The 15,460-nt window shown below is 66.9% G+C and carries 16 protein-coding genes; 5 read left to right on the forward strand and 11 right to left on the reverse strand.

Going from position 1 to position 15,460, the window contains the following annotated elements:
• The first annotated feature begins 220 nt into the window (after nucleotides 1-220).
• Nucleotides 221-2,530 (forward strand): alpha/beta fold hydrolase, encoded by a 2,310-nt coding sequence (locus tag D3260_RS04755; RefSeq protein ID WP_120097423.1) that lies wholly within the window; start codon nucleotides 221-223, stop codon nucleotides 2,528-2,530.
• 85 nt (nucleotides 2,531-2,615) lie between these two features.
• Complete coding sequence (dcd, locus tag D3260_RS04760) at nucleotides 2,616-3,182, forward strand: dCTP deaminase (protein WP_120097424.1); 567 nt, start codon at nucleotides 2,616-2,618, stop codon at nucleotides 3,180-3,182.
• Between the two features lie 21 nt (nucleotides 3,183-3,203).
• On the opposite strand, the gene D3260_RS04765 is transcribed toward dcd, so the two are convergent.
• From D3260_RS04765 to purM, 3 genes are read right to left on the reverse strand one after another with little or no spacing between them, the layout of a single operon-like run.
• Nucleotides 3,204-4,007, reverse strand: a complete 804-nt coding sequence (locus D3260_RS04765; protein ID WP_120097425.1) for a DUF3108 domain-containing protein — start codon at nucleotides 4,005-4,007, stop codon at nucleotides 3,204-3,206.
• Between the two features lies 1 nt (nucleotide 4,008).
• Nucleotides 4,009-4,680, reverse strand: a complete 672-nt coding sequence (purN, locus tag D3260_RS04770; protein WP_120097426.1) for a phosphoribosylglycinamide formyltransferase — start codon at nucleotides 4,678-4,680, stop codon at nucleotides 4,009-4,011.
• Nucleotides 4,680-5,723 (reverse strand): phosphoribosylformylglycinamidine cyclo-ligase, encoded by a 1,044-nt coding sequence (gene purM, locus D3260_RS04775; protein WP_120097427.1) that lies wholly within the window; start codon nucleotides 5,721-5,723, stop codon nucleotides 4,680-4,682. The genes purN and purM overlap by 1 nt, the downstream gene beginning before the upstream one ends.
• 119 nt (nucleotides 5,724-5,842) lie before the next feature.
• On the opposite strand from purM, the gene D3260_RS04780 reads away from it, so the two are divergent.
• Both D3260_RS04780 and hda read left to right on the forward strand, forming a co-directional pair.
• Nucleotides 5,843-6,889 carry an AI-2E family transporter gene (locus D3260_RS04780; protein WP_120097428.1) on the forward strand — a complete coding sequence of 349 codons (1,047 nt, stop codon included), beginning with the start codon at nucleotides 5,843-5,845 and terminating at the stop codon, nucleotides 6,887-6,889.
• A 107-nt stretch (nucleotides 6,890-6,996) separates the two neighbouring features.
• On the forward strand, nucleotides 6,997-7,683 hold the full coding sequence (hda, locus tag D3260_RS04785; RefSeq protein WP_158583397.1) for a DnaA regulatory inactivator Hda: 687 nt from the start codon (nucleotides 6,997-6,999) through the stop codon (nucleotides 7,681-7,683).
• A gap of 60 nt (nucleotides 7,684-7,743) precedes the next feature.
• On the opposite strand, the gene wrbA is transcribed toward hda, so the two are convergent.
• The 6 genes from wrbA to D3260_RS04815 form a co-directional block, all read right to left on the reverse strand.
• Nucleotides 7,744-8,340 (reverse strand): NAD(P)H:quinone oxidoreductase, encoded by a 597-nt coding sequence (gene wrbA, locus D3260_RS04790; RefSeq protein ID WP_120097430.1) that lies wholly within the window; start codon nucleotides 8,338-8,340, stop codon nucleotides 7,744-7,746.
• Between the two features lie 86 nt (nucleotides 8,341-8,426).
• Nucleotides 8,427-8,981: a transglycosylase SLT domain-containing protein gene (locus D3260_RS04795; protein WP_233543962.1), complete on the reverse strand. Its 555-nt coding sequence runs from the start codon at nucleotides 8,979-8,981 to the stop codon at nucleotides 8,427-8,429.
• 37 nt (nucleotides 8,982-9,018) lie between these two features.
• Entirely contained in the window at nucleotides 9,019-10,725 is a 1,707-nt protein-coding gene (locus D3260_RS04800; RefSeq protein ID WP_120097431.1) for a proline--tRNA ligase, read from the reverse strand.
• Between the two features lie 36 nt (nucleotides 10,726-10,761).
• A complete protein-coding gene (locus tag D3260_RS04805) occupies nucleotides 10,762-11,190 on the reverse strand; it encodes a Mov34/MPN/PAD-1 family protein (RefSeq protein WP_120097432.1) in 429 nt (142 codons plus the stop codon).
• The gene (locus tag D3260_RS04810; protein ID WP_158583398.1) at nucleotides 11,187-12,188 is read right to left on the reverse strand and encodes a cation transporter; all 1,002 of its coding nucleotides are present in this window, start codon (nucleotides 12,186-12,188) and stop codon (nucleotides 11,187-11,189) included. The genes D3260_RS04805 and D3260_RS04810 overlap by 4 nt, the downstream gene beginning before the upstream one ends.
• Complete coding sequence (locus tag D3260_RS04815) at nucleotides 12,185-12,679, reverse strand: murein L,D-transpeptidase family protein (protein ID WP_120097496.1); 495 nt, start codon at nucleotides 12,677-12,679, stop codon at nucleotides 12,185-12,187. The genes D3260_RS04810 and D3260_RS04815 overlap by 4 nt, the downstream gene beginning before the upstream one ends.
• A 91-nt stretch (nucleotides 12,680-12,770) precedes the next feature.
• Between D3260_RS04815 and D3260_RS04820 the strand changes: the two genes are divergently transcribed.
• Nucleotides 12,771-13,787 (forward strand): isocitrate dehydrogenase, encoded by a 1,017-nt coding sequence (locus D3260_RS04820; protein WP_120097434.1) that lies wholly within the window; start codon nucleotides 12,771-12,773, stop codon nucleotides 13,785-13,787.
• 66 nt (nucleotides 13,788-13,853) lie between these two features.
• On the opposite strand, the gene D3260_RS04825 is transcribed toward D3260_RS04820, so the two are convergent.
• Both D3260_RS04825 and prmC read right to left on the reverse strand, forming a co-directional pair.
• Nucleotides 13,854-14,360 carry a PEP-CTERM sorting domain-containing protein gene (locus tag D3260_RS04825; protein WP_120097435.1) on the reverse strand — a complete coding sequence of 169 codons (507 nt, stop codon included), beginning with the start codon at nucleotides 14,358-14,360 and terminating at the stop codon, nucleotides 13,854-13,856.
• Nucleotides 14,361-14,600: 240 nt separating this feature from the next.
• Nucleotides 14,601-15,455 (reverse strand): peptide chain release factor N(5)-glutamine methyltransferase, encoded by an 855-nt coding sequence (prmC, locus tag D3260_RS04830; RefSeq protein ID WP_120097436.1) that lies wholly within the window; start codon nucleotides 15,453-15,455, stop codon nucleotides 14,601-14,603.
• Between the last annotated feature and the right edge of the window lie 5 nt (nucleotides 15,456-15,460).

Consider the following 15,460-nt stretch of genomic DNA (forward strand, 5'->3'; position numbering starts at 1 on the left):
TGAACCCGCGCTCGAAACGGTCCCGCGATTGAACAGTTGTCTCGAAGTCAGCGATGCCTGTGGCGACGCCGGATTCCGGAAAGGCGGTATGCCGTCTTTCGGAGACCCGCGTGAGATATCCGGTGAGGGCTATCCGACCTATTGCCAGTAGTAGCGTGCCATCGGCGGTCACACAGTGCTTCCAGCGGCGGGAGCCGGAACGTGACATCGGGGGGGAATCATGAGACGCGCGTTGATTATCGGGGCGGCGAGCCTGCTCGTCGCCAGTCTGGTCGGTTGTAGTGACGAAGCGGACGTGGATGACGGCGGCGGTCGCGATACGGGTGGCACGCCGACACCAGCCGCGGCGACCAGCCGTTATGCGCCGATCAGCGAGACACCAAGACTACCGTTCCCCAACGATCTGTTGTTCGTCGATGCCATGAACAACAGCGCCACGCTGACCGGGCTGGCGGCCGATGGCACACTCAATGTCTCCGAGGCAGCGGGCAATCCGTTGGTCGCCGGGCTCAATCGGCTTGACGGTTTTTCCACGACCGACAATCTCTATCTCGACTTCGACGGTGCGGCCATCGACACGGCCTCGGCCAACGACGGTGGCGTGCGACTGATCGATCTGTCGAACGGTCAGTCGCTGAGCGCGGGCACCGATTTCGATGTCGTGCGCTCGTCGGTTTCAGTGGACCACCCGCGTCTGCTCATCCGGCCGCTCAAGCCGCTGAATCCGGCCACGACATATGGCGTGGTGATTACCCGGGAACTGACGGCAGATAACGGCGGTCGCGTTGCGCCGAGTGATCAGTTCGCCGTCGTGGCCAGTGCGGATGCCGTGGGTTCCGATGCCAATCCGGCGACCCGGTTTTCGGCCGAGCAGCGTCGACAGCTGGCGCTGATCCGGACCACGATGGTCCGGCCGCTGCTCGAGTCGGCCGACGTCTCGGCGGACGAGGCCGTTGTCGCATGGCGTTTCACGACGCAGAGCGTGGGGGATTCGTTGCGTGCGCTGGCCGCCGAGCCGCGTGTGAACCCGAATGCGGCGGCCGATGGCGGGATTCGCGTCCGTGCGTTGCCCAACGCCCAGGGCGGGCGTCTGTCCACCGGGGACATCAATCCGGCGCTGGCCGATACGGCCGATCTGTATCAGGGCACCGTCGATCTGGCCTATTACCTGCCGGCCAACGACGCCGACAACGACGATGAAACGCCCTTGACCGGGTTCTGGCACAACGACGGAACCGCGGCGGCCGGTGATGCGACGCTGCGTGCGCTCGACGGCAGCGGCGTGGCGTGTCGCGATATTGCCCGGCCGGTCTCGACGACCGGATGCTATCCGCGACCGGCGATGCGATCGGTGCAGTCGGTGCCGGTGCTGGTGGCCGTGCCGAACGCGAACAGCGCCAGCGGCGGTCAGCCGCCGGCCGGGGGCTGGCCGGTCGTGATCTTCCAGCACGGCATCACCGCCAATCGTACGAACGTATTCGCGATCGCCCCGGCGCTGGCCGCGGCCGGATTCGTCACCGTGGCCATCGATCTGCCGCTGCACGGGCTGCCCGCGAGCAATGCGCTGGCCATCGACGGCGCCGAACGGACCTTCAGTCTGGATGCTGACGGAGACGGTGTGGTGGACGCTTCCGGCGCCAATTTCATCAATCTGCGCAGCCCGATCACCTCGCGCGACAACACACGCGAAGCCGTGGTCGACCTGATCGACCTGGCGGCGACGCTGCGCCAGGGCCGTATTCCGGTCGCCGGGGGGGAGCCGATCGGTCTGGACGGCCGGGCACCGCAGTTCGTGGGCCACTCGCTGGGCGCGATTGTCGGTGGCACGCTCGCCGGCGTGACCGATCGACAGGCGATCGACGGCATCACGCTGGCCAATCCGGGCGGTGGCGTGATTCGGCTGCTGGCCGGTTCGGCAGCCTTCGGACCGCAGATCACCGCCGGCCTGAGGGCGGCCGGCATCGCCCAGGGCAGCGAGGCATCGCAGGATTTTCTCCGGATCGCCCAGACGTTGCTCGACCCGGCCGATCCGATCAACCATGCCGCTGCCGGTGCCGGCAATCATCCGCTGCACATGATCGAGGTGGTCGGTGGCGGCAACGGCGGGACCAACCCGCCCGATACTGTCGTGCCGAATGCGGTACCCGTGAACGTCGGCCCCGACTTCAGTGCTCCGGCGCCGGGTGCCTGCCCGGCGAGTCCGGGTTACACGCCGGCACTGGATACGGTCTGTATCGGGGCACCGCTGTCCGGCACCGATCCACTGGCGGCCGCTTTCGGTCTGGTCTCGCGTGACGTGTCGTTGCCTTATGCGCGCGATGCGGTCTCGGCCGGACGTGTGATTCGATTCGCCAGCGGCGCGCACAGCACGTTCCTCGATCCCATGGCCGGGACCGCCAGTGGCCAGGTGAATCCGCAGGCCGGTCAGGCGACCACGGCCGAAATGCAATGCGAGACCGCCGGTTTTCTGGCCGATGTAGCGCGTGGTGCGCAGACACCGCGTATTCCGCTGGGCTGTGCCGGCCCATGACCGGTCCGAGCCGGGCCGCGCCGCTGGGCGCGGCCTGGTGGCATCGTTAGACTAGCGCGGACTCTCCGTCGCCGAGCACGCAGCAATGAGCATCAAGTCAGACAAGTGGATCCGTCGCATGGCCGAGCAGAACGGCATGATCGAGCCGTTCGAGCCGGATCAGATCAAGACACGCGACGGCGAGCGGATCGTGTCCTACGGCGTATCGAGCTACGGCTACGACGTGCGCTGCTCGCGCCAGTTCAAGATATTCACCAACATCAACACCGCGATGGTCGACCCGAAGGCCTTCGATCCTAAGGGGTTCGTCGACTTCGAGGGCGATGTCTGCATCATCCCGCCGAATTCGTTCGCACTGGCCTCGACCGTCGAATACTTCCGGATTCCGCGCAGCACGCTGACGATCTGTCTCGGCAAATCCACCTATGCACGCTGCGGCATCATCGTCAACGTCACGCCGCTCGAACCGGAGTGGGAAGGCCATGTGACGCTGGAGTTTTCCAACACCACGCCGCTGCCGGCCAAGATCTACGCCAACGAAGGCGTGGCCCAGATGCTGTTTCTGGAATCCGACGAAATCTGCGAGACGTCGTACGCCGACCGCGGCGGCAAGTATCAGGGCCAGCGCGGCGTCACACTGCCGCGGACGTGAGCGGCGGCGCCGGCGGCCCGGTCACTTGCCGTCGGCGCCGAGCGTCAACTGGTTGGCCTGCATGATAAACGTTGAACCGTCGTGCCCGGTTTCCACCTGGATCGGCAGCCAGTTCCGGTTCGTTGCCAGCCACAGGACCAGCGTGTGTGCATGATCACCTGAACGCGCCACCCGCAGCGTATTGAAGCGACCGGCCCCGACCGACACGTTGCCGCCGGGGGCTGTGGTCAGCTTGAACGCCTCGACACCGTCGTCATCGGCGAGCGAGAACCGGGTATCGCCAATGGCGCCGGGTTTGACGCCAGTGCGGCTCTGCTGAGCTACCCAGGCCCGTGCGGCGATCTGTAGCGAAAGTGGGTCCTGCACACCGGACTCGATGTCATAGCTCTTCTGGCGACCGGCCTTGTCGTGGTAATGCGCCTTGCCGGCGGACCAGTCGAAGCGCAGCGTATAGCTTTTCTTGGGCTTGCCGGCCTCGGTGTGGCGAAACCGCATCGGCCGCACTACGCCGTCCACGACACAGAAGTTCGACTGTTCCGTGATATCGCCGAGAAACATGTGTACCAGCGCATTCGGGTTCGCGTTGCCGCGATACACGAAGCAGTCGGGTTGATCGCCGGCAGCCAGCTGAAACCGGGTGGTGCCGAGCGGCAGCCCGGCCTTGACCACCTTGAAGCGGGCATCGAAGGGCGTGGTAGCCGTTTCTAGCTCGGCATCCGAGGCGCCGGGGGCGGCGGCCAGGCTGCTGGCCGGTCCGAGGAGGGCGACGGCCGAGACCAGGGCCGCGACCGCGTGTCGCACGCGGGAGCGAAAGAACAACGTCATGTCAGTCGTAATCCTCGACAGGCGGCGTGTAGGCTCGGCCCGCCGCGTCGATGAGCGTACCGTCCGGCGCAACGTGTACACGTGCCTCGATCAGATCGGCCAGGGCGGCGGCGTAGAGTTTCTTTTCGATCCGATCGGTGATGCGTCCGGCCAGTGTTTCGGTGGTGTCCGTCGGCCGAATACGGATGCGGCCCTGACGTATGATCGGCCCGTCGTCCAGCGCCGGGGTGACCAGATGCACGCTCGCGCCGTGATGGCTGTCGCCGGCGGCCAGTGCCCGGTCGTGGGTGTCGAGGCCCTTGTACAAGGGCAGCAGCGACGGATGAATATTGACGATATGGCCGGCGAACGGATCGACGAAGGCAGGACTCAAGACCCGCATGAAGCCGGCCAGCACCACCCAGTCGGGCCGCGCCGCCGCGACGCGGTGCGCGAGTGCGGCGTCATAGGACTGGCGATCGGCGAACTGGCGCGGCTGGATGGCCACGGTCGGCAGCCCGGCCAGACGGGCGAACTGGAGGCCGGGCGCACGGGTCTTGTTGCTGACCACCAGCACGATACGCGCATTCAGGCGGCCATCCTCGATGGCGCCCTGGATCGCTTCCAGATTGCGCCCGCGCCCCGAGATCAGCACCACCAGCCGCGCCGGCGCGGCGTCGTCACGTGCCGTCATCAAGCGAAGGTCACGGCCGGTGCATCCGTGGCTCGCATGTCGAGTGTGCCGAGACGATAGACGGTTTCGCCCGATGCCTCCAGTCGTTGCTGTGCCGCCTCGGCCGTCTCGGCCGGGACCACGAGGCAGAAACCGATGCCGTTATTGAACGTGCGGGCCATCTCGGCTTCCGAGACATTGCCGGCCTCGGCCAGCCAGTCGAATACCGCGGGACGCCGCCAGGCTGTGGCATCCAGCCGTGCGGCCAGATGATCGGGCAGAACGCGCGCGAAATTCTCGGCCAGGCCGCCGCCGGTGACATGGGCCATGGCATGCACCCGATGATGGGCCAGCAGATCGCGCACGGCAGCGACATAGATCCGGGTCGGCGCCATCAGCGCATCGACAAGTGATGTCTCGCCCACGGTTTCGAGTTGCGGGTCCACGCCCGCGTAATCGATGATGCGACGGACGAGCGAATATCCGTTCGAATGTGGCCCGCTCGATGCCAGTCCGAGCACGACATCGCCGGCGGCTGCGGCCGATCCGTCGATGCGATCATCGTGTTCGACGACGCCGACGCAGAAGCCGGCCAGGTCGAAGTCGCCGGCGGCGTACATGCCGGGCATCTCGGCGGTTTCGCCGCCGATCAGGGCAGCGCCGGCGGCCTGGCAGCCCGCGGCAATGCTCCGGATCACCGGCGCGGCCACCTCGGCATCGAGATGCGCGGTGGCGTAATAATCCAGAAAGAACAGGGGCTCGGCGCCGGTGACGAGCACGTCGTTGACGCACATGGCCACGAGGTCGACGCCAATGCCGTCGAAGCGGCGATGCTCGATCGCCAGCCGGAGTTTGGTGCCCACGCCATCGGTGCCGGAGACCAGCACCGGGCGGCGATAGCGCGCCACCGGCAATTCGAACAGACCGCCGAAGCCGCCCAGGCCGCCGATCACCTCGGGCCGGCGCGTGGCTTCGACCGGGTCGCGGATGGCATCGACCAGGCGGTTGCCGGCATCGATGTCCACGCCGGCATCGGCATAAGTCAGGGAAGTGCGCTCGTTCACGGATTACGACCTGTCACAGGAGAAAACACGGGGCCGGGCCTCGGCCGTGGGCGTGCTATTGTAACGGCTTGCCGGCCCCGCCGTGGAAAAGGGGCAACGCCTACCGGTCAGGGAGACGCATGCGCGGTCGTACGCTTGCTGCCATCGGACTCGCCGTGCTCGTCGCGGCAGTCGTGCTGTTGCATTCGGTGCTGCTGCCGTTCGTGCTCGGTGCCGGTCTGGCCTACGTCTGCGATCCGATGGTCGATCGGCTCGAACGGTTTCGTCTCGGTCGCACCGGCGGCGTCATCGTCGTGTTTCTGGGGATGACGCTCATCGGCACGCTGGCGGTCTTTCTGATCCTGCCCATACTGCAGGCCCAGTTCGAAACGCTGCTGCGCAACATCCCGCGCTATATCGATTGGGTCCAGAACACGCTCAATCCCTGGATACAGCGAATCGCCCCGGGCGCGGGCGGCATCGATGCCGGATCGATCCAGCGACTGATCGCCAACAACTGGGGGTCGGCAAGCGGCGTGGCGACCACCATCGCACGCAAGGCCTTTTCCTCCGGCACGGCGTTGTTCTCCTGGGCGATCACGCTGTTGCTCGTGCCGGTGATCATGTTCTATCTGCTGCGCGACTGGGATCGGATGACCGCCTTCGTGCGCGAGCAGATGCCGCGTCGCTATGTTGGCACGATCACCGAGCTGGCACGCGAGACCGACGACGTGCTGGGCCACTTCATCCGCGGTCAGCTGCTCGTCATGGCCGTGCTCGGCGCGATCTACGTGATCGGCCTGTGGCTGGCCGGGCTCGATCTGGCGCTGGTGATCGGTCTGGGGGCCGGGTTGATCAGCTTCGTCCCCTACGTCGGCGTGCTCTCCGGCGTGTCGATGGCCACACTCGCCATGCTGGTGCAGACCGGTGACCCGGTGCAGATCGTCTGGGTATTGATCGTATTCGCGATCGGTCAGGTCATGGAGCAGATGGTGCTCACGCCGCTCGTGCTCGGCCGCGAGATCGGTCTGCATCCGGTCTGGGTGATATTCGCGGTACTCGCCGGCGGGCAGCTGTTCGGTTTCATCGGTGTGCTGCTGGCCCTGCCGGCTGCCTCGGCCATTGCGGTGCTGGTGCGCTACGGCGGCCGGCGCTGGCGTGAAAGTCGTCTCTATCTGCAAGAATAGGGCGGCTGCCGGGCACCGCTCATCGGTTGCTCGGGTTGTTCGCCTCGCCCCGGCGCGGCATGCTTGCGGCGCTGCCGTCTTCGTCTTTTCCATCCGGCCAGGTGTCTATGTCCGTCCAGCTCGTGCTTGGTGTTCAGCTGCCCTCGTCGGCAACGCTCGATGCGTTCGTGGGCGATGTGAACGCGGATGCCAAGGCGGCCGTGGCCGAGGTCATCGCCGGGCGCAGCGAGCGGCTGTATCTGGCCGGGCCGAAGGCGAGCGGCAAGACGCATCTGCTGCAGGCCGCCTGTCGCGCGATCGGCGATAACGGTCGCCGTAGCGTCTATCTGCCGCTGGCGCAGCTCAACGAGCGGCTGGAGCCCCTGGTCAAGGGGCTGGCCGAGATGGACTGCGTGTGCATCGACGATATCGATGCAATCGCCGGCCACCGGGACGCCGAGATCGCGCTGGTCGGGCTGTCGGATGCACTGCGTGCGCGCGGCAGTCGTCTGTTGACCGCCGGCGAGACGCTGCCCGGCGAGCTGGGTCTGGCACTGTCGGATCTCGCGACGCGTCTGTCCTGGGGGGGCGCGGTGATGTGCCGGCCGCTGGACGATGACGACAAGATTGCGCTGCTCGTCGAGCGGGCGGCCCAGCGCGGCATGGATCTGCCGGATGCCACGGCGCGCTGGATCGTGCGACACGGCGAGACGAATGTGCCGGCCCTGATGGCGACCCTGGACACCCTGGATCGGGCCTCGCTGTCCGCGCATCGACGGCTGACGATTCCCTTCGTCAAGCAGACGCTGGCCTGAAGCCCCGCTGTGATTCGGCCCGGGCGAGACGCCCGCGGTCGTGATCCGCGGGGCCGGGCTTCAGTCGGCCATCCTCGCGGCCACCCGCGCGACGCGCTCGCCCAGGTTGCGCGCGAGCTTGCGTTCGATCTCGGTCAGATCGCGATCGCCCATGGCGCCCGAGACATGGCTTGCGCCGTAGGGGGTGCCGCCGGAATCGGTCTCGGCCAGCAGGTCGTCGGCCGTGTAGGTCAGGCCGGTGATCAGCATGCCGTGATGGATCAACGGCAGCATCATCGACATCAGGGTGGTTTCCTGGCCACCGTGGAGGCTGCCTGTGGAGGTGAACACTGCGCCCGGCTTGTCGTTGAGCGTGCCGGAGAGCCACGGGCCGGACAGGGTATCGATGAAATGCTTGAGCGGTGCGGCCATGTTGCCGAAGCGCGTCGGTGAGCCGAGGATCAGGCCGCAGCAGTCTTCCAGGTCATCGTGATCGACATAGGGCACGCCTTCGACGGGCACCGCCGGTTCGCTGGCCTCGGTGTTCGGGGAGACACGGGCCACGGTACGCACGCGGGCGTGCATGCCGTCGACACGTGCCACGCCGCGCGCGACTTCGTTGGCCAGCGCAGCGGTCGCGCCGTTGGCGCTGTAATAGAGGATGAGAATATCGCCCATGACAATCGGATGGTGGCTCGAATATGCCCATGGTGGGTGGCAGGGTCGTCGGCGTCCACCGATCGCGGTATCTGTCGGGCGAGTCATCACGGGATCTGCCAGTGCTGGCGCAGTGCGCGTTCGACCCGGGCCGGATACCAGGACTGGCCGAGGCTCCCGTTGTAGCGCGCCAGTGCGCGCCATCGGTTGCCCTGTTCGCGCTTGAGATAGACCGCGAGGATCGCGCAGCCGTAGCGCAGGTTGGTCCGGCGGGCGAACAGGTTGTCGTCCGGCGTGCCGATCTCCTGGCGCCAGAACGGCATGACCTGCATCAGGCCGCGCGCGCCGGCCGAAGACAGCGCGAAACGCTGGAAGCCGGACTCGACCTCGATCACGGCGAGCACCAGCTGGGGCGACAGGCCGGCCGCGGTGGCCGCGGCGTGCACGTCGCGCAGCAGGGCCAGCCGCCGCCCGGCGTCCGGTATGCGGGAGGCCAGTCGATGCGACATGTCGACCAGCCACACTTCTGCATCGAAGCGATTGTCGAACCCCGGCGAGCGCGCGACCGCCTGCTCGATCGCTGCCCGCGTGGCCGCATCCAGATCCCGGGGCACGGCAGCGGCCGGCCAGGCCGCCGGGCTCAGGGCGGCCAGCAGCAGCACTAGCGGTGTCAGACGGCGACGGCGTCGCCGCCTGACCTCAGCCGCGGCCGATCTTCTGACGAATGGCGGCAACATCGGCGGCGACTTCGCCGGATTCGGCATCGCCGCGCCCCCTGTATTCGAGCATGCCGGCTTCGATGCCGCGGTCGGAGACCACGAGACGATGCGGGATACCGATGAGCTCGGCATCGGCGAACATGGGGCCGGGGCGCAGGCCCCGATCATCGTAGGCGACATCGATGCCGGCGGCCTTGAGCTCGTCGTACAGGCGTTCGCAGGTCTCGCGCACGGCGGCCGACTTGTCGGCCTTGATGGGCACGATCACGAGTTCGAACGGCGCCATGGCCATCGGCCAGCGAATGCCGGCATCATCGTGGCACTGCTCGATGGCGGCCGCGACGATGCGCGACACGCCGAATCCGTAGCAGCCCATCTGCGGCGTCACCGCGCGTCCGTCCTCGTCGAGCACGCTGAGTTCGAGCGCGCGGCTGTACTTGTCGCCGAGCTGGAAGACATGGCCGACCTCGATGCCGCGCAGGATCTGGATGTGGCCGTGCCCATCCGGGCTGGCATCGCCAGCCTCGACGTTGCGCAGGTCCGCGAAACGCGGCTCCGGGTGGTCACGTCCCCAGTTGAAGCCAGTGAAGTGGGCGCCGTCGTAGTTTGCACCGACGACCATGTCGGCCGCTTTGGCCAGCGCATGATCGGCCACGACCGCGATGTTGGTGTTGACCGGGCCGAGCGAGCCGGGGCCGGCCCCGAAATGGGCGCGGATCGTGGCTTCGTCGGCCATTGTCAGCGGGGTCGCGACTCCGTCGAGTTTCTCGGCCTTGATCTCGTTGAGCGTGTGGTCGCCGCGCAGCATGAGCAGCACGGGGCGCGCGTCCTCGCCCATGACAACGATCGCCTTGGAGGTGGCCTCGGTCGGTACGTCGAGATGGGCTGCCAGCGCGGCGATCGTCGTCACGCCGGGGGTGTCGATCTTCTTGAGTTCGCGTGTCGGGGCCGGGCGTTCGCCGTCGCCGGGCACGGTCATCGCGGCCTCGATGTTCGCGGCATAGCTGCCTTCGCTGGAGACCGCCAGGGCGTCCTCGCCGGATTGCGCCAGCACGTGGAATTCCTCGGACTTGGCGCCGCCGATCGCGCCCGAGTCGGCCGCGACGATTCGGTAGTCGAGCCCCATGCGATCCAGAATCCGGACATAGGCCCCGCGCATGCTCTGGTATTCGCGCGCCAGGTCGTCGCTATCCATGTGAAAGGAATAGGCATCCTTCATCAGGAATTCGCGCGCCCGCATCAGCCCGAACCGCGGGCGTATCTCGTCACGGAACTTGGTCTGGATCTGGTAGTAGGTGGCCGGCAGCTGCTTGTAGCTGCGCACGTCGCGCTTGACGAAGTCGGTCATGACTTCCTCGTGCGTCGGCCCGAAGCAGTACTCACGCTCGGCCCGATCGGTCATGCGCAGCATGAGATCGCCCATGGTGTCCCAACGGCCGGTCTGCTGCCACAGCTCGGCGGGTTGGACGGCCGGCATGAGAATCTCCAGCGCGCCGATCGCATCCATTTCCTCGCGCACGATGGTTTCGACCTTGCGCAGCACCCGCATGCCCAGCGGCGACCACGTATAGAGACCGGCGCCGAGCTTGCGGATCATCCCGGCACGCAGCATCAGCTGGTGCGAGACGATTTCGGCATCGGCCGGTGTTTCCTTGGTGGTGGCCAGGGCCAGACGGGATAGGCGCATCGAAGGCTCGTTCGGGTGTTGGAATAGCCCGCGATTCTACAAAAAACGGGCCGTTGTCGTGATGGGCAGGGGTTGCGGTGGCTGCGTATGCATCATCCAGGCCTGCATTACGGCGCCGTGGCGGGCCGCCGGCGCAATGATCAACGCCGGGATGCGCGGATAGCCGTGCCCGTCGATGTCATGGCGCGACGGCCGGGCCTCGCCGCGCGGATGCGAATGATAGATCGCGCCCAGGGTCTGGCCCTGTTCGCGGATCTGTCGGAAGACGGCGATCTGCTCGGCCGGGTCCATGATGAACCGATCGTGCGAACGCGTGGCGATGTTGCTGACGGGCAGACACTGCACGGCCTTGTCGTCGTGCACGATGAAACCGCAGATCTCGCGCGGCCCCGCCGCCCGGGCTGCATCGAGCAGATCCCGCATGAGGGCGTCGCTCAACACGAGCACGGGCGGCTCGGATGTCATGCGGCGGGCAACGAGGACGCGAAGTCGAGCCGCGCGACGGGGACGAGCTGGAAATCGAGCAAGCGCCAGTCCATGGCCACGATCGTCGCGCGCGCCGACTCGAAATCGGCGAGCGTGGCCTGGTTCTCGTTCGGACAGATCAGGGCGATGCCGGTCAGCAGACGGCCTTCCTCGCGCAGGCGGACGTGTACGTCGGCGACCCAGGCCTCATCGGCCAGATGGGCCCGGATGCGCGCGCCGAGCGGATCGACCTCGCTCGAACCGATGCGTCGCGGGATTTCGTCCATCAGGTCGCAGACCGCGGTGCGCAGATGTCGTAGGCCCTGGCTTGTGATGTGCACGCCGATGATCACGGTCGCCATGAAATCCACCCACCAGATTCCGAGTCCGAGTCCGAGCACGCCGAGGATGGCGATGACACCCGCGACCCAGTTCATGTGGCCCATCGAGGCGTCGGCGTATAGCCCCTTGTCGTGCAGGGCGATGGCATGCGCGCTGCGCCGGCGCCCCAGGACGAACGGTACCGCGACGCTGTAGGCCAGGGCAGCGACCAGCCACCAGCCGGGCCATTGCAGTGGGCCGCCGGCCGCGGCGAACGTCATCAGGCCGGGTTTCGTGCCGGCGATGAGCGAATGCGCGCCGGCGATCACGAGATAGCCGCCCATGGCGGTCAGGGCCAGGGCCGCGGTGAGAAAACCGATGCTGCCCGCGCGATAGAAACCGAACGGAAACCGAGCCGTCGGCGGGCGGCTCTCGATGTGCACGGCCGCCAGGAAGGCGATCGGTGGCAGCAGTGCCCAGAGACTTTTCAACCAGATCGCGGCCAGGGCCTGACTGTGACCGATCACGGCATACAGCGCGATGACGACGGTGATGCGCAGCGCCAGTGTCGTCCATTCCAGACCACAAGCCGAGCGCAGCTCGACGCGTTTGTCTTCAGGCAGCGGGTTCGGCTGTCGCCGGGCGGAATGCGGGCGGGTTGCCGGAGCGTCGCTCACGGATAGATATGGATCGGGGTACCGTCGGGCACGCGGGCCCAGATATCGTCGATCGCATGGTTCGAGACGGCGATGCAGCCGTTCGTCCAGTCGCCCGAACGCGGAACGTCGTCATAGCCGGGCTGGCCGTGGATCATGATGTTGGAGCCGGGCGGCACGCCGAGCGCGGCGGCCTGGTCGCGATCGGCCTGGTCGGGATAGGACACATGCAGCGATCGATAGAACCGGCTGTCCGGATTGCGCCAATCCAGCGTGTAGGCACCGATCGGCGTCTTGTTGTCGCCGGCCATGCGTTTCGTGCCCATCGGCGCGCGGCCGAGGGCGACCGGATACTGCGCGATGATCAGTCCGTTGCGATACAGATAGAGCTCGCGCTCGGCCTTCATCACCACCACCAGATCGGCCGGCGCGGTGCTCGAGACCACGGCACTTGCAGCCGTGCTCGCCGCACAGAGCAGCAGGCCGACAAGCAGAACAACGACAGGCCGCATGGATAGGCTCGCCAAGGCAGAAAGTCAGGTCAGGACAGCGATGATAGGATGCCATAAAGCTGTTTCGATCGATGCAAGCCCAGGAGAGACCATGGCCGCAACCCCTCTGACCGTGATTCGTGGTGACGGGATCGGCCCGGATATCGTCGATGCCGCGCTGACGGTGCTCGATGCCGTGGGTGCGGATTTCGACCGGGCGTTCGTCGACGTCGGCCAGGCGGCGCTGGACAAAGGCGAAACCGATCCCATGCCGCAGGCCGCCGTCGACTCGATCGAGCGGACCGGTCTGGTGCTCAAGGGGCCGGTCACCACACCGGTCGGTCAGGGATATCGCTCGGTCAACGTCGCGATGCGCAAGCAGTTCGACCTGTATGCCAACGTCCGGCCGACGCTGTCGTTGCCGGGCACCCGCGCGCGTTACGACGATATCGACATCATCACGGTGCGCGAGAACAAGGGCGGCATGTATTCCGGCGAGGGGCAGGTCACCTCGGACGACGGTCAGCGCGCCGAAGCCCTGTCGGTGGTCACGCGGGAGCAGTCCGAGCGCATCATCCGGTTCGCCTTCGACATGGCCCGGGACCGCGGTCGGCAAAAGGTCACCCTCGCGCACAAGGCCAATATCATGAAATCCACGTCCGGCCTGTTCCTCAAGGTCGGGCGTGAGATCGCGGCGGAATACGATGACATCGAGTACGACGAGATCATCGTCGATGCCTGTGCCATGAAGCTCGTCATGGCGCCCGAGCAGTTCGACGTGATCGTGACCACCAACCTGTTCGGCGACATCATCTCGGATCTGTGTGCCGGCCTGATCGGCGGTCTGGGTCTCGCCCCCGGGGCCAACATCGGCCAGCATTGTGCGATGTTCGAAGCGGTGCACGGCAGTGCGCCGGACATCGCCGGCCAGGGCATCGCGAATCCGACGTCCGTGATCCTGGCCGCGGCCCTCATGCTCGATCATCTCGGTGACAACGAGCGCGCCACGCGGATTCGCACCGCGGTGCGCGAGACCATCGCCGCGGGGGATCGCACCACGCCGGATCTGGGCGGCGACGGTCGAACCGATACCTTCGCCGAAGCCGTGGTCGAGCGGCTGACAGCCTGAGCGACCGGTTTGCCCCCGAGCGCGGCGCACGCGCGGCTCTCCCGCCTGGCGGCAAAGTCGACTCGCCTAGGCGCGGCGCCGGCGGCGTGCGACCTGCATGGCCGCCAGGCCGAGACCGAACAGCGTCAGGGTGCCCGGCTCCGGCACATCGTGCGATGTATCCGGCGCGTCCGGATCGGTGCCGTTGTCGGGTAGCCCCGGGTCCGGTGTCGCGCCGGGATCGCAGTCCCACCAGACGTCGTCGAAAGGCGGCAGATTGAACAGGGCGATGAGCCCGTGGGGAAACAGCGACAGAAGGTCGTGCTGGTTGAACTGCGCGACCGGATATCCGGACCAGTAGAAGACCAGTGCTTGCAGCGAGCCGCTGCGCGATGGATCGAACCGGAACCGGGTTCGGTGCTGGCTGGCGCCGTAGAGCACCGGTGTGGTGTGCATGGGCGTGCCCAGCTGACCCCTCGGATGGTACGGCTGCCAGGTGTTCGAGCCGGCGTGGATCATCGTGGCATCGGCCGTGCCGGCGGCCAGTAGAAGACTGGCCATGACGATGGCGCGCCTCAAGATACGCTTTTGCATTGCAATCCCTCGCGAAGCCGGTGGCGGCTGTGGCGTCAAAAAGAGCCAGGGCAAGGCGAGTTACATGCCAGTTTTCGCGATCGATACGGATCAAAGGCTTGCGTCGATCATTTTGCGACGGGTTGCGCAATGCGTAAGGTTTGTCGACACATTGACGACCGCCCGCTGCGCCACCGGGCGAGCGACGATTCGATGATCCGGCGGTTGGAGCGCGGCCGGATTTGTCCGGTCTGCTGGCTGTCAGATGGTGGACGGGCGCTGTCCGTAGCTCACGCGCGGTTGGCCGCCCAGATCGTGGGCGGTATCGATGTGGCGGTAGCCGCGCTCGGCAAGCCGCCGGCGGACGCGCTCGGCCTGATCGTAGCCGTGTTCCAGCACGAGCCAGCCGCTGGGCGCCAGATACGGTATCGCGGTATCGATCAGATGATGCAGGTCGGCCATGCCGTCCTGCGGGCTGATCAGGGCGCTGGATGGCTCGGCGGTCAGGGCCGGCAGATGGGGATCGCCATCGGCGATATAGGGCGGATTGGAGACGATCGCGTCGAAGCCGGCCTCTCCGGACAGGGCCTCGAACCAGCCGCCGATGCGAAAGCTGATGTTGGCCAGTCCCTGGCGCTGGCCGTTGGAGCGGGCCACCGCCAGTGCCGCAGCGCTGGCATCGGTGGCCACGAGCTGCCAGGCCGGCCGTTCTTGTGCCAGTGCCAGCGCGATCGCGCCGCTGCCCGTGCCGAGATCCGCCACGTGTTGTTCGGCAAGCGGGGCCAGGCAGGCAAGCGTCGTGTCCACCAGAGCTTCGGTATCGGGGCGCGGTATGAGCACTGCCGGGGTCACGTGCAGCTCGAGATTCCGGAATCCGACGCGGCCGGTGACATAAGCCAGCGGCTCGCCGGCCAGACGGCGCGCGAGCGCGGTATCCAGTCGATGGACCTGGTCTGGCTCGAGCGCGCGCGGCCCGGCCAGAATCAGACCGCTGGTGGTCAGGTCGAGCAGATCCTCGACCAGCCGACGCGCCTCGACGTCCGGGCTGTCGCTGCAGGTGGCGAGTTCGGCGCGGGCTGCGGCCAGCCACGCATCGAGCGTCGGGCCGGTGTCCATTGCCC

The organism is Salinisphaera sp. Q1T1-3 (assembly GCF_003602005.1).
Taxonomy (GTDB): domain Bacteria; phylum Pseudomonadota; class Gammaproteobacteria; order Nevskiales; family Salinisphaeraceae; genus Salinisphaera.